15 protein-coding genes are annotated in these 17,278 nt (G+C 60.8%); 7 read left to right on the top strand and 8 right to left on the bottom strand.

The features are described from left to right. The first annotated feature begins 112 nt into the window (after positions 1-112). The 6 genes from ATY77_RS13930 to ATY77_RS13905 are packed head-to-tail and all read left to right on the top strand — an operon-like array spanning position 113 to position 8,551. Positions 113-2,374: an arginine/lysine/ornithine decarboxylase gene (locus ATY77_RS13930; protein WP_088687829.1), complete on the top strand. Its 2,262-nt coding sequence runs from the start codon at positions 113-115 to the stop codon at positions 2,372-2,374. Continuing rightward, entirely contained in the window at positions 2,371-4,734 is a 2,364-nt protein-coding gene (gene speC / locus ATY77_RS13925) for an ornithine decarboxylase (protein WP_088687828.1), read from the top strand. The genes ATY77_RS13930 and speC overlap by 4 nt, the downstream gene beginning before the upstream one ends. Positions 4,735-4,753: 19 nt before the next feature. After that, positions 4,754-6,109, top strand: a complete 1,356-nt coding sequence (gene potE, locus ATY77_RS13920) for a putrescine-ornithine antiporter (protein WP_088687827.1) — start codon at positions 4,754-4,756, stop codon at positions 6,107-6,109. Positions 6,110-6,126: 17 nt separating this feature from the next. Further along, positions 6,127-7,050 carry an amino acid ABC transporter substrate-binding protein gene (locus ATY77_RS13915; RefSeq protein WP_088687826.1) on the top strand — a complete coding sequence of 308 codons (924 nt, stop codon included), beginning with the start codon at positions 6,127-6,129 and terminating at the stop codon, positions 7,048-7,050. Positions 7,051-7,088: 38 nt separating this feature from the next. Further along, positions 7,089-8,183 carry a calcium/proton exchanger gene (cax, locus tag ATY77_RS13910; RefSeq protein ID WP_088687825.1) on the top strand — a complete coding sequence of 365 codons (1,095 nt, stop codon included), beginning with the start codon at positions 7,089-7,091 and terminating at the stop codon, positions 8,181-8,183. A gap of 53 nt (positions 8,184-8,236) precedes the next feature. Next, the gene (locus ATY77_RS13905; protein WP_088687854.1) at positions 8,237-8,551 is read left to right on the top strand and encodes a potassium channel family protein; all 315 of its coding nucleotides are present in this window, start codon (positions 8,237-8,239) and stop codon (positions 8,549-8,551) included. A gap of 74 nt (positions 8,552-8,625) precedes the next feature. Here ATY77_RS13905 and ATY77_RS13900 read toward each other — a convergent pair whose 3' ends face one another. The 7 genes from ATY77_RS13900 to pobA all read right to left on the bottom strand — a co-directional run bounded on the left by ATY77_RS13900 (position 8,626) and on the right by pobA (position 15,767). Then, the gene (locus ATY77_RS13900) at positions 8,626-9,453 is read right to left on the bottom strand and encodes a VCBS domain-containing protein (protein ID WP_088687824.1); all 828 of its coding nucleotides are present in this window, start codon (positions 9,451-9,453) and stop codon (positions 8,626-8,628) included. A 393-nt stretch (positions 9,454-9,846) separates the two neighbouring features. Further along, a complete protein-coding gene (locus tag ATY77_RS13895; RefSeq protein WP_088687823.1) occupies positions 9,847-10,563 on the bottom strand; it encodes an ABC transporter ATP-binding protein in 717 nt (238 codons plus the stop codon). Then, the gene (locus ATY77_RS13890) at positions 10,544-11,308 is read right to left on the bottom strand and encodes an ABC transporter ATP-binding protein (RefSeq protein ID WP_088687822.1); all 765 of its coding nucleotides are present in this window, start codon (positions 11,306-11,308) and stop codon (positions 10,544-10,546) included. Before ATY77_RS13890 ends, ATY77_RS13895 begins: the two co-directional genes overlap by 20 nt. Further along, positions 11,305-12,306, bottom strand: a complete 1,002-nt coding sequence (locus ATY77_RS13885) for a branched-chain amino acid ABC transporter permease (protein WP_088687821.1) — start codon at positions 12,304-12,306, stop codon at positions 11,305-11,307. Before ATY77_RS13885 ends, ATY77_RS13890 begins: the two co-directional genes overlap by 4 nt. Position 12,307: 1 nt before the next feature. After that, positions 12,308-13,171 (bottom strand): branched-chain amino acid ABC transporter permease, encoded by an 864-nt coding sequence (locus ATY77_RS13880; protein WP_088687820.1) that lies wholly within the window; start codon positions 13,169-13,171, stop codon positions 12,308-12,310. A gap of 66 nt (positions 13,172-13,237) precedes the next feature. After that, positions 13,238-14,410: an ABC transporter substrate-binding protein gene (locus tag ATY77_RS13875; RefSeq protein WP_088687819.1), complete on the bottom strand. Its 1,173-nt coding sequence runs from the start codon at positions 14,408-14,410 to the stop codon at positions 13,238-13,240. A gap of 184 nt (positions 14,411-14,594) precedes the next feature. Further along, positions 14,595-15,767, bottom strand: a complete 1,173-nt coding sequence (gene pobA, locus ATY77_RS13870; RefSeq protein WP_088687818.1) for a 4-hydroxybenzoate 3-monooxygenase — start codon at positions 15,765-15,767, stop codon at positions 14,595-14,597. A gap of 118 nt (positions 15,768-15,885) precedes the next feature. Between pobA and ATY77_RS13865 the strand changes: the two genes are divergently transcribed. Continuing rightward, a complete protein-coding gene (locus tag ATY77_RS13865; protein ID WP_088687817.1) occupies positions 15,886-16,776 on the top strand; it encodes a helix-turn-helix domain-containing protein in 891 nt (296 codons plus the stop codon). A gap of 86 nt (positions 16,777-16,862) precedes the next feature. Here the strand turns inward: ATY77_RS13865 and ATY77_RS32505 are convergent, their stop codons facing one another. Next, positions 16,863-17,222 carry a hypothetical protein gene (locus ATY77_RS32505; RefSeq protein WP_141103933.1) on the bottom strand — a complete coding sequence of 120 codons (360 nt, stop codon included), beginning with the start codon at positions 17,220-17,222 and terminating at the stop codon, positions 16,863-16,865. Positions 17,223-17,278 lie beyond the last annotated feature (56 nt).

Here is a 17,278-nt window from a genome sequence, read left to right as displayed (position 1 = left end):
GTTGATTGCAATCAACGACGGTGCACCACCCGTCATGTACCATCCTTCCAACTGAGATGCGCATCGCTGCAGAGCGGCCACGGCCTTTGACCCTCGGTTTCTGGAGGAAGGCATGGAATTCCAGAAGGCATTTCCCATAGCCGTTATCGACGAGGATTTTGATGGCAAAAGCGCCGCCGGACGCGGCATGCGCGATCTGGCTGCTGCAATCGAGAAGGAAGGCTTCCGGATCGTTTCCGGCGTTTCCTATGAGGATGCGCGGCGCCTGGTGCATATCTTCAACACCGAATCCTGCTGGCTGGTTTCCGTCGACGGCGCCGAGGACAAGGTCACGCGCTGGCAGGTGCTCGGAGAGGTTCTGGCCGCGAAGCGCCAGAGGAACGACCGCCTGCCGATCTTTCTGTTCGGCGACGATACGACCGCGGAAGATGTCCCGGCCACGGTGCTGCGCCACGCCAACGCCTTTTTCCGGCTGTTCGAGGATACGGCGGAATTCATGGCGCGCGCCATAGCGCAGGCGGCGCGCAACTATCTCGACCGGCTGCCGCCGCCGATGTTCAAGGCGCTGATGGATTACACGCTCGAGGGCGCCTATTCTTGGCACACGCCCGGCCACGGAGGCGGCGTCGCGTTCCGCAAGAGCCCCGTCGGCCAACTTTTCTATACGTTCTTCGGTGAAAACACGCTGCGCTCCGACATCTCCGTCTCGGTCGGCAGCGTCGGTTCGCTGCTCGATCATGTCGGGCCAATCGCCGAGGGCGAGCGCAATGCCGCGCGCATTTTCGGCACGGACGAGACCCTATTCGTCGTCGGCGGCACGTCGACCGCCAACAAGATCGTCTGGCATGGCATGGTCGGACGCGGCGATCTCGTGCTGTGCGACCGCAACTGCCACAAGTCCATCCTGCATTCCCTCATCATGACCGGTGCAACGCCGATCTATCTGATCCCTTCGCGCAATGGGCTCGGCATCATCGGGCCGATCTCGAAGGACCAGTTCACACCTGAGGCAATCGCCGGCAAGATTGCCGCCAGCCCGTTTGCCGGACAGACGAGCGGCAAGGTGCGGCTGATGGTCATCACCAACTCGACCTATGACGGCCTCTGCTACAATGTCGATGCGATCAAGGCCTCGCTTGGCGATGCCGTCGAGGTGCTGCACTTCGACGAGGCCTGGTATGCCTATGCCAATTTCCACGAATTTTACGATGGCTTCCACGGCATCTCGTCGAACCAGCCGGCGCGATCGCAAAACGCCATTACCTTTGCGACGCACTCGACGCACAAGCTACTGGCGGCCCTTTCGCAGGCATCGATGATCCATGTCCAGCACGCCGAGAACAAGCGTCTCGACGTCACACGATTCAACGAAGCCTTCATGATGCACACCTCGACGTCGCCGCAATACGGCATCATCGCCTCCTGCGATGTCGCCGCCGCGATGATGGAGCAGCCGGCGGGCCGCGCGCTCGTACAGGAGACGATCGATGAGGCGATCAGCTTCCGCCGGGCGATGAATGGCGTGAGAAAACAGACGGAAGGCAGCTGGTGGTTCGATGTGTGGGAGCCGACGGTCGCCGAACAGACGCCGAGCGACACCCACGCCGACTGGGTGCTGAAGCCGGGCGATGTCTGGCATGGTTTTGCAGCCCTTGCCGAAAATCATGTCATGGTCGACCCGATCAAGGTCACCATCCTTTCCCCGGGCCTGTCGGCCAGCGGCAGCATGCAGGAGCAGGGGATTCCTGCGGCGGTCATCACCAAGTTCCTCTCCTCCCGGCGGATCGAGATCGAAAAGACCGGGCTCTATTCCTTCCTGGTTCTCTTCTCGATGGGCATTACCCGCGGCAAGTGGAGCACGCTCGTCACCGAGCTCATCAATTTCAAGGATCTCTACGATGCCAACGCGCCGTTGACGCGGGCGCTGCCGGCGCTCGCCGCGGCCCATCCCGAGGCCTATGCCGGCATGGGATTGAAGGACCTCTGCGGAGAGATCCACGCGGTCTACCGCAAGGACGATGTGCCGAAGGCGCAGCGCGAAATGTACACGGCGTTGCCCGAAATGGCGCTGCGTCCCGCCGATGCCTATGACCGGCTGGTCAAGAGCCATATCGAGAGTGTCGAAATCGACGGTCTCATGAACCGCATCCTCGCCGTGATGATCGTTCCCTATCCGCCGGGAATTCCGCTGATCATGCCGGGCGAGCGGATCACGCAGTTGACGAAGTCCATTCAGGATTATCTGCTCTACGCCCGCGATTTCGACCGCAAGTTTCCCGGTTTCGAAACCGATATCCATGGCCTTCGCTTCGCTCCCGGCGACGGCGGCCGCCGCTACCTCGTCGATTGCATTGCAGAGGAGGCGCAAGAATGATCCCGCGCGATGTGAAATCTCCGACGGTCGCCATACCGTTCCATAAGATGCTGAAGATCGTGGCCGTCGTCGACCGCGACAATTCTCAGGCGCAGGAATTGGTCGCACAGATCAATGCCCAAGGCTTCGAGGTGGAACTGCGCGACGACTATTCGGCCGATGTGTCCGAGGATGCGGATGTCGGCGCCTATGTCGGCTCGGTCGAGGATGGCAAGCTGCCGGCTGCACGTAGCTTCCTGCGTTCCGTCCGGGATATTGGTTTCCGCACGCCGATCTGGGCCATGGCCGATACGCTGACGATCGCCGATATGGATGTCGTCGAAATGGCCGGCGAAGTGGATGGCTTCGTCTATCTCGGCCAGCAGACGCCGGCCTTTTATGCCAAGCAGATCGTCTCCAGCGCGGTCAATTACGGCAAGTCGCTGCTGCCGCCCTTCTTCGGCGGCATGATGGCCTATGACGGCGAGGCCAATATCGCCTTCGATTGCCCGGGCCATCAGGGCGGCCAGTTCTATCGAAAGTCGCCGGCCGGGCAGCTTTTCTTCAAATATTTCGGCGAGAGCATTTTCCGCAACGACCTCTGCAATGCCGATGTCGATCTCGGCGATCTGCTGATCCATGAAGGCCCCGCCGTCGAGGCCCAGAAACAGGCGGCGCGCATTTTCGGCGCCGACCGCACCTATTTCATTCTGAACGGAACGAGCACCTCCAACAAGGTCGTCGCCAACGCGGTGCTGCGCAGCGGCGATCTCGTGCTCTTCGACCGCAACAATCATAAATCGCTGCATCAGGGTGCTCTCGTCCAGGCCGGCGCTATTCCGATCTATCTGCCGACGGCCCGCAACTCCTTCGGCATGATCGGGGCGGTCGATTGGGAGGCCTGGGACGAGAGCTGGCTGCGGCGCAGGATCGAGGAGCATCCGCTCGTCGCCGACAAAAGCCGTGCCAATGCGGAAAGGCCCTTCCGCCTGGCCTGCATCCAGCTCGCGACCTATGACGGCACGATCTACAATGTCGGCCAGGTCATGGAGAAGCTCGGTCATCTCTGCGATTACGTACTCTGGGACGAGGCTTGGATCGGCTACAACGCCTTCCACCCGCTCTTCGAGGGCCACAGCCCGATGCGGTTGAAAGACCTGCGGGCCGACATGCCCGGGCTGTTCTCCACCCAGTCGGTTCACAAGCAGGGGGCCGGCTTCTCCCAGGCGTCACAGATCCACAAGCGGGACGAGCATATCAGCGGCCAGCGCAGGTTCGTCGAACACAAGCGCTTCAATGAATCGCTGCTGATGCATGTTTCCACCTCGCCCTTTTATCCGCTCTTCGCTTCGCTCGATGTCAACGCCAAGGTGCATGAGGGCAAGGCTGGCGAAATGCTTTGGGATCGCTGCATCGAGCTCGGGATCGAGGTGCGCAAGAAGCTGCGCGGTTTCGTTGCGCATTACGAGTCGAAGGCCGCGAGCCCGGAAGAGCAATGGTTCTTCGATCCCTTCGTACCCGACAAGGTTTCGGTTTTCGGTTCGAAGCATACCGGCGATCTTGCCGATACCAGATGGGAGGACGTTCCGACCGATGTGCTGAAGCGCGAGCAGCAATGCTGGCGCTTCGATCCCGAGGCAAAGTGGCACGGTTATTCAGGCTATGCGCCCGGCTATACCATGGTCGATCCGAACAAACTTGCAATATTGACACCCGGCATCGACCGGAAGACCGGCGAATATCGCGAATTCGGCATTCCGGCGACCGTGGTTGCCAACTATCTGCGTGAGCAGCGCGTGGTCGCGGAAAAATGCGACTTGAACAGCCTGCTCTTCCTGCTGACGCCGGCGGAGGATGAGAGCAAGCTGAACACGCTCGTCGCCAAGCTGGTCAAGTTCAAGAACCTCTGGGACCGCGATGCGCCGCTGCAGGAAGTGCTGCCCACCGTCTATGCGGCCAATCGCGAGCGCTATGCCGGCTATACCGTCCGCCAGGTCTGCCGGGAGATGCATTCCTTTTATCGCGATGCGGGCGTCAAGGAGTTGCAGCGCCTGTGCTTCCGTTCCGAGAGTTTTCCGGAGCCGGCAATGGCGCCGAAGCAAGCCTATGAGGCGTTGGTCGCCAACAATGTCGATTATGTGCCGCTGACGGAGGCCGCCGGCCGCATCTCGGCGACGCTGGCACTGATCTATCCGCCTGGTATCGGCGTCATCGTGCCGGGAGAGCGCTGGGACGAGCGGGCGAGGCCGATGCGGGATTACTTCCTGGCCTTCGAGGAATCCTTCAACCGGTTTCCCGGCTTCAACTACGAGGTCCAGGGCGTGTTCCAGGAACGGATCGAAGGGCGGATCAAATTCCACACATATGTCGTGCGCGAGTAGACGCAGGGAGGGTTTCGTCATGACCGACAACGCGATGCATCTTGCGGCAGAGGCCACGACCAAGAAAAAGATGAACCTGGTGCAGCTCACCTTCATCGTCGCCGTCAACATGATGGGGTCGGGCATTATCATGCTGCCCGCCAATATGGCCCAGGTCGGTGCGATCTCGCTGCTGTCCTGGCTCGTGACCGCCATCGGCTCGATGGCCATCGCCTACGGCTTCGCCCAGGCCGGGCTGTTCAATCAGCGCCCCGGGGGCATGTCGGCCTATGCGGAAGACGCCTATGGGAAAGACGGCTACTTCATGGTGTTTTTCCTGTATTTCCTATCGCTTGCCGTCGGCAATGTCGCGATCGGCATTTCGGCCGTCGGCTATCTCGCGGGATTTTTTCCGGTGCTGACCTCCACGCCGATCATGACCTGCCTGGCGCTGATCGTGCTCCTGTGGTTGACCACGGGTGCCAATTTCGGCGGCCCGCGCATCACCGGGCGCATCGGTTCAGTCACGGTCTGGGGCGTCATCCTTCCTGTCGGGCTGCTATCCATCATCGGCTGGCTCTGGTTCAGTTCCAGCACGTTCGGGGCCGCCTGGAATCCGAAGGGGCTGACGCTGGCCCAAGGCATGGGATCGAGCATTTCGCTGACGCTTTGGGCTTTCCTCGGCATGGAGTCGGCGGCCCAGAATTCGGATGCCGTCGAAAATCCCAAACGCGACGTGCCGCTTGCCTGCATGTTCGGCACGCTGGGTGCCGCCGTCATCTATATACTGTCGACGACGGTCATTCAGGGTATTGTCCCCAACGCCGATCTCGCCACCTCGACGGGGCCGTTCGCGCTGGCCTATGCCACGATGTTCAATCCGACCATCGGTTCGATCGTCATGGCGCTGGCGGTGCTTGCCTGCCTCGGCTCCTTGCTCGGCTGGCAGTTCACGATCGCCCAAACGGCGAAGACTGCAGCGGAAGAGAAGATGTTTCCGTCGATATTTTCCCGGGTGAATGAGATGGGAGCGCCGGTCAGCGGCATGATCATCCTCGGCATCGTTCAGACGGGGCTTGCCCTGATGACCATATCGCCGACCTTGAGCGAGCAGTTTTCCGCGCTCGTCAATCTCGCCGTGGTGACGAACGTGCTGCCCTATATCATCGCACTCTCTTCTTTGTTCGTGATGATGAGGGCTGCCCGTGTGCCCCAGGCGAAATACCGGCTGAACGCTACCATTGCCATGGTCGGCATGGCCTACAGCGTTTTCGCCATCTACGCCTCCGGCAAGGATGCAGTGCTTGGCGGCATGATCGTCACAGGGATCGGTTTCATCATTTACGGGCTCATCGCCCCGCGGTTCGCCAGCGTGAACCGGGCGCCGGCCGAGTAACACAGGGAGGACCAGATATGTCAGAGAGAAATGGTCGCTGGGCGGCTATCGCCGCCTCTGTCCTCGCCGCAGCGGCTGTCTGCGTCATCGCGCCGCCCGCACGGGCGCAGACGCTGGACCGTGTCAGGACGACCAGCGCGCTGAAACTCGGCTACGATCCGGACGCAAGGCCCTTTTCGTTCGATGCCCAGGGAAAGCCTGACGGCTATGCGGTTGCCCTCTGCAATGGGATCGCCGACAGCCTGAGGGCGCAGCTGGACTTGCCGAAACTCGATGTCGAATGGATCTCCCTGTCGGGTGAGGCGAAGGTGCGTGCCATTCAGGATGGCACGGCGGACCTTGTCTGCGCCGCCGAGCCGGTGACGCTCAATCGCCGGCAGCAGGTTTCATTCTCGCTTCCGATCTTCCCGAGCGGCACCGGGGCGCTGCTCAGCACGAGCGCGCCGCTGGCATTGCGCGAAGTTCTGCAATATGGCGAGCCCTCGAGCCGGCCCATCTGGCGCGGCGCGCCGGCCCGCACGATCCTCGAACACAAGACATTTTCCTCTATAGCGGGTTCGACCAGCGAAGGCTGGCTGACGGACAGGATCAAGACCTTTCAGCTCGCGGCGACGGCGACGCTCGTCAGCGACTATCAGCAGGGGATCGAGCGTGTCCTGGACGGCAGTTCGGCGGTGCTCTTCGGCGATATGCCGCTTCTGATGGATGCTGCCGCCCGCAGCGACAGCTCCGGCAATCTCATCGTCCTCGATCGCCATTTCACCTACGAACCGCTCGGTCTCGAGCTGGCGCGCGGGGACGAGGATTTTCGCCTGGCGGTCGATCGCGCCCTGAGCCAAGCCTATGCGGCGCCAGCGTTCCGGGCGTTCTTTACAACATGGTTCGGCCCGCCTGACGACGCAGTCGTGACCTTCTTCCGGCAGACGGCCCTTCCGGAGTGAAGCTGTGCGTCCATCTGGGTGATTGTGGGGAGTGAAGATTGAGCCTCCTTTTCAAAGAGATTCGCGATAGCCCGATATTGTGGCTGCTCGTCGCCGTGCCGGTGGTGTTCTCAGCTGCAGCCCTTGTCCCCGAAGCCCACACGGCGCTTTTCGTCCTCTCGGTATTGGCCATCGTGCCGCTCGCCGCTCTGCTCAGCCATGCGACCGAATCCGTCGCCGTAAAGACGGGTGACGCGGCCGGCGGACTGTTGAATGCGACGCTTGGAAATCTGACCGAACTGGTCATCGCGCTGACTGCGCTGCGCGCCGGCGAGTATACGCTGGTCAAGGCATCCGTCGCCGGCGCGATCGTCACCAACACACTGTTCATGCTCGGCGCTTCGTTTTTGCTTGGCGGGCTCAAATACCACATACAGGAATTCAACCGGGCGAGTGCGCGCATTCAAGCCGGCCTGCTTTTCCTAGCCACAATCGCGCTTCTGATGCCGTCGACGCTTGGCGGATTGGAGGCGGCATCGGCGGCGCCGGTCACCCAAGAGCTCAGCCTCAGCCTCGCCGTTCTGCTGATCATCGGATACGGGCTGGGGCTGTTGTTCACGCTTGGGACGCACCGGGAGTTTTTCTCGTCCGCGGATCATGGCGAGGCCGGTGAGGCGCCTTGGCCGATCGGGCTCGCCCTCGGCACGCTTGCGGGCGTCACCGTCCTCGTGGCGTTGGTGAGCGAGATTTTCGTCGAATCCGTGCAGGAGGCGGCCGTCGCCTTCGGAATGACCCCGGCCTTCGTCGGCTTCATCGTCGTCGCATTGGTCGGCGCCGCCGCCGAAATGGCCTCGGCATTTTCCGGCGCGCGCAAGAACCGGCTCGATCTGAGCGTCGGCATCGCACTCGGAAGCGCGTCGCAGATCGCCTTGTTCGTCGCGCCGGTTCTGGTCCTGATGAGCTATGTGATCGGCCCGTCACCGATGGATCTGCAATTCTGGCCGGGCGCCGTGACGATGATGTTCCTTGCCGCCGTCACTGCGATGTTCGTCACCAATAGCGGCCGATCGGCATGGTTCGTCGGCGTGTTGGTGCTGATGGTCTATATGATTTTCGCCATAACGCTCTACGTCTTGCCGCCGGCAGTGCGATGAGGCTCCGCGTCCGCAAACAGCAGCGACCAGACGGTGCGCCGCACACCCGGCAGATGAGACGGCTGTTCTTCATCGCACTCGCAAAGCAGCTTCGCATCATCTGGCCGATCCTCTCGGGCATCGTGTCGATCATGTTGGCATCCGGCCTCGCTATTTGGCGCATCGAGGATTGGCGGCTTGACGAAGCGCTTTATTTCACCTTCGTGACCGGGCTTACCATCGGCTATGGCGACTTCACGCCCAAACATGTTTCTGCGCGAATACTGGCTTTGGTCATCGGTTTTGCCGGAATCGTGCTGACCGGCGTCATCGCCGCCATCACCGTAAAGGCCCTGAACGCCTCGGACGAGGAACGTCCCTGGCTGTGAGCTTTCGGCACGTGCGCCATCGTCTCGGTCCCGGCTTTCCGGCGCGGGGAAACCCCGCGCCGCCCGCGCATCGGTCAAACGAGGAAATGAAAATTGTCGTATTGCGCGCCGAAATAATCAGGGCCGCTGTCTTCCGTGATGATCGGTTCGCTGTCGAGCAGGAGATAGTCGATCGGGCCGTAGGCGCTGAGATCGATCAGTTGGGGATCGTCGATGCTATCGGCGGTGATAGTCACTGTTGTGGAAAAGACGATGTTGCCGTTCAACTGGCCTTCGATCGTCAGGACGTTGTCATAGTTCGACGTTCCATTCGCGACTTCGAATTGTTTGATCTCAAAAGGTCCGCCATCGGCTGAATAGATGGGGGTCCAGAACACGCCGCCACCCAAATAGTGGTTGCCGTCGCTGTCTTCGCGCACGCTCGCGTCATCGCCGTCTCGCCACGCGCCCCAATCGAAGCCTTTGTAGCCGGTCGGGAAGTCGCTTTGGCCGACATCCTCGAAATTGACGAATACATCGCCGCGTTCCGGCAAGTCGATTGAGATGCTGAACGATCCGAAATCGGTGGCGCCTTTGCCATCGGATATCTTGAAGGTGAATTTTTCGACGAGCTCATCGCCGGGTCCGAGCGCGGCGACTTCCGGCTTGGAATGATCGAGCTCGTAAGTGTAGGTGCCGTTGGAATAAACGGTGAGTGTACCGTATTCTCCCTCGATGATCGTCTTGACCGGATCGCCCTCCGGGTTGGCCGGCTGCTTGATGCGTTGTCCATTGACGAAATTCAGCCGCACCGCATCTCCGTCGGTATCGTAAGAACTTTCGAGGATGTCGCCGCTGATCGGATCATCGATATCAAAAACAGGCATGTATACGTTGCCCGCATGCGGCTTGTGATTTGCCATTTCTACCTCCCGTTTGATGTTCTATTTGACTATGCAACCTTGTGGGGTGTCTGGCAATGAAATTTGATGGAGCGGCAGATTATTCTAGCTGCGAAGACCAATAAGTCCGGATTGTCCGCAGCTCAAAAATCTCAACTGAGCAATCGATGTTGATGTCTGTCCTGTCTATGTTGAATCTTTCATAGCTGTTGTTGCCGAAATGCCGTTTCGTCGATCATCCTGCCGATGCGATGTCTTGATTTGTCGCTGAAACCCTTCAGGCGCGATAATAATGACAGGCCAAGCACGACGTCGTCATGACGATATACTGCATTGGCTGCGATCAGGGCCCAGATCCAACCTCACGCCACGATGGATTCGGCGGACAATTTCGCCGGCTTGGCCCCCCGGGCTTCAGTGCAGGCCGCCGACCCCGAGCAGGCTCTCGACCACCTGATGATCGTCCGACAGGCTTTTTGGCGTTCCAGCCCAGGCCAGTCTGCCGCGTTCGAGAATGATGACCTGGTCGGCGAAGTCGAGCGCGCTTTGGATGCGCTGCTCGACGAGGAGGATCGTCATGTCGCCCGACTTGGCGAGTTCGGCGAAGGCGGCCATGAGTTCCTCGCAAATAACGGGCGCCAGGCCTTCGAGCGGTTCATCGAGCAGCAGCACGGAAGGACGGCCGAGAATGGTGCGGGCGGTGGAAAGCATCTGCTGCTCGCCGCCGGAGAGTTGGCTGCCGAGGTTGCGGCGGCGCTCCTTCAGGCGCGGGAACATCGCGTAGGCTTCCTCCAGCGCCGTTTTCGGCCGCGCCTTCAGGCCGACGAAGAGGTTCTCTTCGACGGTCAGCGTCGGGAAGACGCAGCGCGTCTGCGGCACATAACCCAGGCCCTTATGCGCCCGCGCCGCGCTGGGTGCTGCGGTGACATCCAGATCGCCGAGGCGGATGTGGCCGTCATAGCGCCTGGTCTGTCCGGCAAGCGTTGCGAGCAGCGTCGTCTTGCCCATGCCGTTGCGGCCGAGCACGGCAAGCCGTGCGCCTGCCGGCACCGAGAAGGAAATGCCTTCCAGCACCCGCGTCGGCCCATAGCCGGCCGAGAGATTATCGACCTCAAGCGATATGGCTGGCATTGGCATAGCTCCCGAGATAGGCCTCGCGCACGCGGGCATCCTTGGTGACATCGGCCGGCAGGCCATCGAAGATGATTGCGCCTGCCGCAAGTACGATGACGCGCTTGGCAAAACGGAAGACGAGATCCATGTCGTGTTCGATCATCAGCACGGCGAGATCGCCGGGCAGATCGGCAAGCGCCTGCTCTATGCGGCCGGTATCGCTCTGCGGCACGCCGGCGGCCGGCTCGTCCAGCAGCAGCACCTTCGGCTTCAGGGCCAGCGCCACAGCGATTTCGAGCAGCCGCTGCTGGCCATAGGCGATCTCGCTCACCTTCCGGTGCATCAGCGAAGCCAGCCCGAGTTTCCCCAGGAGTTCGTCGACCTCCGCCATGACATCGGGCATCGACAGGAAGTTTCCGAACATCCGCTTCGTCTTTCCGTCGCGCTGAAGGACGGCAAGCGCCACATGTTCGGCGGGCGTCATGTCCTGGAAAAGCCGCGTCACCTGAAAGGATCGCACCAGGCCGCGCTTGACCCTGCCGATCGCATCGATCTTCGTCACCGCCTCGCCGCCGAGGCGAACCTCGCCGGAATCGGGTGAGAGATTGCCGGTGACGAGATTGACGAAGGTGGTCTTGCCGGCGCCGTTCGGACCGATCAGCGCGATGCGGTCGCCCGGCGCCATCGCCAGCGAGACATCGTTGGTGACGGCGAGCCCGCCGAAGGCTTTCCGGAGATTGGAGACTTCGAAGACCGGGCTCATGCGCGCGCCTCCTTCCGGCGGCTGACGAAGGCGGCGGCCGTGCCGAAGAGGCCTTTCGGCGCAAAGAGCACGACGGCGATCAGCAGTGCGCCGACCATGGTCAGCCAGTGGAAGGGATTGGCTGCGGAGACGTAATCCTCGAAGAGCATGAAGATGACGGTGCCGGAGAGCGCCCCGAAGAGGGAACCGGTGCCGCCGAGCACGAGCATGACAAGCGCTTCGGCCGATTGGTTGAAGGACAGGCTGTCGAGGCCGACGACCTGGGTCGAGATCGCGTTCAGCGCGCCGCCGACACCGGCAACGGCGCCTGATATGATGTACATTCTGATGAGCGCCGCCTTCGGCGAGCCGCCCATGGCGCGGATGCGCAAGGGATCCTGCCTGACGCCGCGGCAGAGCATGCCGAAGGGCGAGCGGACCAGAAAGCGCAGCAGCACGAAGACGACAAGCAGCAGCGCCATTCCGAAAAAGAAGGCGGTTTGACCGTAGAGATCGAATTCGAAAAGGCCGAAGATCGGGTCCGGCGCAATGCCGGACAGCCCATCGCTGCCTCCCGTCCAGGACGAGGCTTTGTTGGCGAATTCATGGAAGAGGTGGATGAGGGCAATCGACAGCACGAGCTGCGGCAATCCATGCGCACGCAGGATGATCGTGCCTGACAGCAGCCCGGCGATCGCACCGGCGGCAATGCCGGCAAGCATCATCAGCAGCGGATCGTTGATGCCGTAATGCGCCGACAGGATCCCGGCGGCATAGGCGCCGGAGCCGAAAAGCGCGGCATGGCCGAGTGTCGCGACGCCGCAATAACCGGTCACCAGATCGAGCGACAGGACGAGCAGGGCGATGGTGATCATCCGCGTCAGCAGCGCGAGATTATCCGGGAAGGCAAAATAGCCGATCGTGCCGATTGCGATGATGACCGCCAATCCGGCGAGATCGCCGCTGAAGCCGCGCCGATTCTGGAGACGTTCGTTTTCACTGTTCATGACGAGCGCCATGTCATTTCACCCTTCCGGCAAGGCCGCGCGGGAAGACGCAGATGATGGCGATCACGGCGAGATAAAAGAAGAATTCGCCGAATTCCGGCATCAGATAGCGTCCCGTCGTATCGATCGCGCCGAGCAGCAGGCAGGCGATCAGCGCGCCGGGAATGGAGCCCGCGCCGCCGACCGAGACGACGACCAGGAAGGTGACCATGTATCGCAGCGCGTAATAGGGTTCGACCGGCAGGAGCTCGGCGCCGACCACGCCGCCAAAGGCGGCAAGGCCGACGGCGACGGCAAAGCTGACCGCATAGATGATTTCGGTGCGCACGCCGAGCGCGGCAGCCATCGCCGCATCGTCGACGGAGGCGCGCAGCTTCACGCCGAAACTGGTTCGGTCGATGGCGAACCAGAGCGCGACTGCGACCACCAGGCCGCAAAGGATGACGAAAAGCCGGTGCACGGGAATGGTGCGGAAGCCGAGGTCGGCCGAGCCCTGCAGGGCGCCGGCAAGCGGTATGGTCTTCAGTGTCGGCCCCATTGCATAGTTTGCAATGCCGATGACGCAGAAGGTGATGCCGATGGTCATCAGCACCTGGGTCAGTTCAGGTGCGCCATAGATCCGGCGGTAGAGAAAGCGTTCGAGCGGGATTGCGATGATGATCGTGGCGACGACGGCGGCGATGACCGCGACCGCATAGCCAAGGCTGAGGTCGCGTGCCGCATAGGAAGCGATGTAGCCGCCGATCATGGCGAAGGCGCCGTGCGCCAGGTTGACGACACGCATCAGCCCCATGGTCACGGAAAGGCCGATGGATATCACGAAGAGCACCATGCCATAGGCAAAGGCGTCGACGGCTATGCTGAAGACTGTCTGCATGGAAATACCTTGCTTCGATGCGGCGGGCTCGATGCGCGGGCCCGCCGCTTAACCGGACGCCGGATATTACTTGGCGGCGGCCAGGCCCGGATCGCCCTGCTTCTCGAAGGTCTGGACCTCCTTGTTGATGTAGGTCCCGTCATCGGCTTTGACGACTTCACGGAGATAGATGTTCTGGGTGATATGCCGGCTTTCCGGATCGATCGAAACCGGGCCGCGCGGGCTGACCCACGAAAGGCCCTTCACCGCATCGACGGCCTTCTCAGCATCCTGCTTGCCGCCCGTCACCTCGATCATCTTGTAGATGACATACATGCCGTCATAGGCGCTGACTGCGGGGAAGGAGAGTTCGGCCTTGTTGCCGATCGCCTTGGAAGCCGCCTCGACGAAGGCCTTGTTCTCGGGCGAGTCGTGCGAAACGGCATAGTGGAAGGTCGTCTGGATGCCGAGTGCGGCGTCGCCGAGCGCCGGCAGATCGGATTCCTGGGTCAGATCGCCAGGTGCGAAGAACTTGATGCCGGCCGCCTTCAGGCCGTTTTCATTGTAAGCCTTGACGAAGCCGAGCGTCGTCGGTCCCGACGGCAGGAAGGCGAAAACGCCCTCAGCGCCGGAATCCTTGATGCGCTGCATGATCGGGCTGAAGTCGTTGGTTGCAAGCGGCATGCGGATCGCCTCGACCACCTGACCGCCGGCCTTCTCGAAGCCGGTCTTGAAGGCATTCTCGGCATCGATGCCCGGGCCGTAATCGCTGACGACCGAGATCACCTTCTTGACGCCGGCGTCGAAGGCGACCTTGGCGATGGGCGTCGAGGTCTGCCAGGTCGTAAACGAGGTGCGCACGACGAGCGGGCTCTTGGTGACGATCGCCGAGGTGGCGGCGTTCATGATGACCATCGGCACGTTGCCCTGCTTCAGGATCGGCGTCACCGCCATGGCATCGGGGGTGAAATAGAAGCCGGCGAGATATTGGACCTTTTCCTTGACGATCAGCTCCTGTGCCAGCGCCTTGGATTGGGCGGGATCGGCCTGGGGCACGTCGCGATAGACGATCTCGACCGTATCGCTGCCGACCTTGTTGCCGTTGACAGCCATATAGGCGTCGATGCCGGCCTTGAAATTCTTGCCCTGAAGCGCGAACGGACCGGAGAACGGGCCGATGACGCCAACCTTGATGGTGTCGGCATAGGCGCTCGTGCCGATGGCGATTGCCGCGGCGGCGGCCAGAAGCAGTTTCTTCATGTCTCTCTCCCTTGTTGGCGCACTCCAGCGCCGTCTTTGCTAGCCGCAAAAATTGCGCGTTAGCTTGTCATGCGAAATGGTGATGTAAAATGAAATAAAAGCCCTAACCCATCACCATCCGATTATGATTCCATGTCGAGGGGACAGCCGTCGATGTGGTTTACGTCTGCCTCAAATCATTCTGTCAGAATGGCAATCCCACATAGTTTTCCGCAAGCGCCGTCGAGGCCGCACGCGAATGGGTGAGATAATCGAGTTCGGCCTCCTGGATCTTCTGATCGAAATCGCCGGTATCGGGAAAACGATGCATCATCGTCGTCATCCACCAGGAAAACCGCACGGCTTTCCAGACACGGGCGAGCGCTGTCTGCGAATAGGCGTCGATGCCCCGATCCGAGCGTTCGCGGTAATGTTCGACGAGCCCGGAGAAGAGGTAGTGGACGTCGCTCGCCGCAAGGTTCAGCCCCTTGGCGCCGGTCGGCGGCACGATATGGGCGGCGTCGCCGACGAGGAAGAGCCGGCCGAAGCGCATCGGTTCGGCGACGAAGGAGCGCAATGGAGCGATCGATTTCTCGAAGGATGGCGCGGTTTTCAATGCTTCGGCGTGATGCACTGGCAGGCGCCGTCGCAACTCGTCCCAGAAGCGGTCGTCGCTCCAGTCCTCGACCTTCTCGTCGAGCGGGCATTGGATATAGTAGCGGCTGCGCGTGGCCGAGCGCATCGAGCAGAGCGCGAAGCCCCTCGGGTGGTTGGCGTAGATCAGTTCATGGCTGACGGGCGCCACGTCGGCAAGCAGGCCCAGCCAGCCGAAAGGATAGACCTTTTCGAAACTCCGGATCGCCCCTTCGGGGACGGCCTTGCGGCTTGCTCCGTGAAAACCGTCGCAGCCGGCGATGAAATCGCAGTCGATGCGCCTGGCAGCGCCGTCTTTCATATAGGTGACGAAGGGAGAGCGGCCGTCGAAATCATGCGGCGTCACATCGACGGCATCGTAGATCGACAGGGCGCCGCTTGCCTCGCGCCGCTCCATCAGATCGCGCGTCACCTCGGTCTGCCCGTAGACGGTGACGCGCCGGCCGCCGGTCAGTTCATGCAGGTCGATGCGATGGTCGCGTCCGTCGAAGGCGAGCGAGAAGCCGTCATGCGGCAGGCCTTCGGCATGCAGCCTCGCTCCAGCCTTGGCTTCATCCAGCAGCCCGACAGTGCCTTCCTCGAGAACGCCGGCCCGGACCCGGCCAAGGATGTAATCCTTGTTCACCCGGTCGAGGACGACATTGTCGATGCCGGCTTCGGTCAGAAGCTGGCCGAGAAGCAAGCCGGATGGTCCCGAACCGATGATGGCGACCTGGGTTCGCAAATGCTTCCTCCCCGACATTTTTGCGTTTTGTCAGATTCTGCCGCGCCGGCCGGATCGCCACAATGGACATTCCAGCCTAAAAATTGCACTAATCGAACATTGGCGCGGGAGGGAGCCGATGAGCAGACATATACCGACCTACGAGCTCTACGGCGAAAACATCGGGCGATCGCCGGAATTCTGGTTGCATTGCGAAACAATTCGCTCCCGCAGCAGCCTGCATCAATGGGAAATCCGCCTCCACCGTCACGAGAGCTTCTTTCAGATATTGTACATCGAAGCCGGTTCGGGCGATGCAATCTTCGGCGAGAAGAGCCATGCCATCCGGCCGCCGGCGGTCATTACGGTTCCGCCCGGGCTCCATCACGGCTTTCGTTTTTCACGCGATATCGACGGTCTCGTCATCACCATATTGCGGTCCTATCTGAGCCATCCGCCCGGCGAGCGGAGCCATCTCGGCGAATGGCTGGCGACGCCGCATCTGACGCCGCTCGATCCCGATCATGCCGAGGCTGCCCATGTGATGCAGACGCTACGGCGGCTGGGCGACGAATTCGAAAACCGCCGCAGTGGCCGCAACGAGGTCTTGGCAGCCTACGTCGCCCTGGCGCTGCGGCTGACGGCGCGGATTTCCCATGAGGGGAATGCGCGGGAGCTTTCGTCAAACGAAAACGAGCGACGGATGGAGATGCTGGGCGAGCTCATTCAGCAGCATTTTCGATCCCACAAGCCCGCATCCTTCTATGCCAGGGAACTCGGGCTTTCGCCGACGCATCTCACCCGGATCGTCCGGTCGATGACCGGCAGCACGCCGCATGAACTGGTCGCCGGCAAGCTTGTCGAGGAGGCGAAGCGTCAGCTGGTCTTTACGCTCGGCAGCGTTCAGGAAATCGGCTTTCGGCTCGGCTTTGCCGATCCCGCCTATTTCTCCCGCTTCTTCCTCAAATATACGGGAGAAACACCGCGGGTCTGGCGCATGAAGGAGAAGGTTCGGCTCGAAGGTGTGTAGCGGTGGCGATTGTCAGAACAGTCACTCGCCAATAACTCCCTATGCGGTCTATATCGCATCAATTGCTCGCTTTTCTCCAGGATTCCTTAACCGGGCATGCTTCTAAACATCATCTGATCGATGCATTGGCCATTCTCGGTTTTCTTAAAACTCACTTCGAGGAACATCGCTGTCTGTATAAAAAAGACAGAAGATGTCGCGATATCAATTCTATCTGCCTTACCCATGGTGGCTTCGTTGCAGTTGATCATTTTGTTGACAGCAACGAACATTTTGTCATTTTCTCCTATTTTTTTGAAGTTGCGATAATGTCCTGTTGTGTAAATATTATATAATTCCCAGTTTGTATAAAAATGAACGTTTTTCCAAATGTAAACAATTTCCAAAACCAGCAGCAATGCCGCTATTACATCTAAAACCTTTAAACTTCTTATAGAAAAAAACATTGTATCTCGAGCGTCGTATTCAATTTCTGCTTATTTTCTCTACGTGCATTGCCCAT

This window comes from Rhizobium sp. R634 (assembly GCF_002211305.1).
Taxonomy (GTDB): Bacteria; Pseudomonadota; Alphaproteobacteria; order Rhizobiales; family Rhizobiaceae; genus Rhizobium.
The sequence above is the reverse complement of the archived record's forward strand: the minus strand, read 5'-3'. Positions and strand labels throughout refer to the sequence as shown.

What these genes read in the sequence shown, in the direction of transcription:
- ATY77_RS13895 (WP_088687823.1), bottom strand. Translation starts at nt 10,563, where the DNA reads ATGCCAGCCATATCGCTTGAGGTCGATAATCTCTCGGCCGGCTATGGG.
- ATY77_RS13865 (WP_088687817.1), top strand. Translation starts at nt 15,886, where the DNA reads ATGAGCAGACATATACCGACCTACGAGCTCTACGGCGAAAACATCGGG.
- ATY77_RS13890 (WP_088687822.1), bottom strand. Translation starts at nt 11,308, where the DNA reads ATGAGCCCGGTCTTCGAAGTCTCCAATCTCCGGAAAGCCTTCGGCGGG.
- ATY77_RS13900 (WP_088687824.1), bottom strand. Translation starts at nt 9,453, where the DNA reads ATGGCAAATCACAAGCCGCATGCGGGCAACGTATACATGCCTGTTTTT.
- ATY77_RS13905 (WP_088687854.1), top strand. Translation starts at nt 8,237, where the DNA reads ATGAGACGGCTGTTCTTCATCGCACTCGCAAAGCAGCTTCGCATCATC.
- ATY77_RS32505 (WP_141103933.1), bottom strand. Translation starts at nt 17,222, where the DNA reads ATGTTTTTTTCTATAAGAAGTTTAAAGGTTTTAGATGTAATAGCGGCA.
- ATY77_RS13885 (WP_088687821.1), bottom strand. Translation starts at nt 12,306, where the DNA reads ATGGCGCTCGTCATGAACAGTGAAAACGAACGTCTCCAGAATCGGCGC.
- potE (WP_088687827.1), top strand. Translation starts at nt 4,754, where the DNA reads ATGACCGACAACGCGATGCATCTTGCGGCAGAGGCCACGACCAAGAAA.
- ATY77_RS13875 (WP_088687819.1), bottom strand. Translation starts at nt 14,410, where the DNA reads ATGAAGAAACTGCTTCTGGCCGCCGCCGCGGCAATCGCCATCGGCACG.
- ATY77_RS13880 (WP_088687820.1), bottom strand. Translation starts at nt 13,171, where the DNA reads ATGCAGACAGTCTTCAGCATAGCCGTCGACGCCTTTGCCTATGGCATG.
- ATY77_RS13915 (WP_088687826.1), top strand. Translation starts at nt 6,127, where the DNA reads ATGTCAGAGAGAAATGGTCGCTGGGCGGCTATCGCCGCCTCTGTCCTC.
- ATY77_RS13930 (WP_088687829.1), top strand. Translation starts at nt 113, where the DNA reads ATGGAATTCCAGAAGGCATTTCCCATAGCCGTTATCGACGAGGATTTT.
- speC (WP_088687828.1), top strand. Translation starts at nt 2,371, where the DNA reads ATGATCCCGCGCGATGTGAAATCTCCGACGGTCGCCATACCGTTCCAT.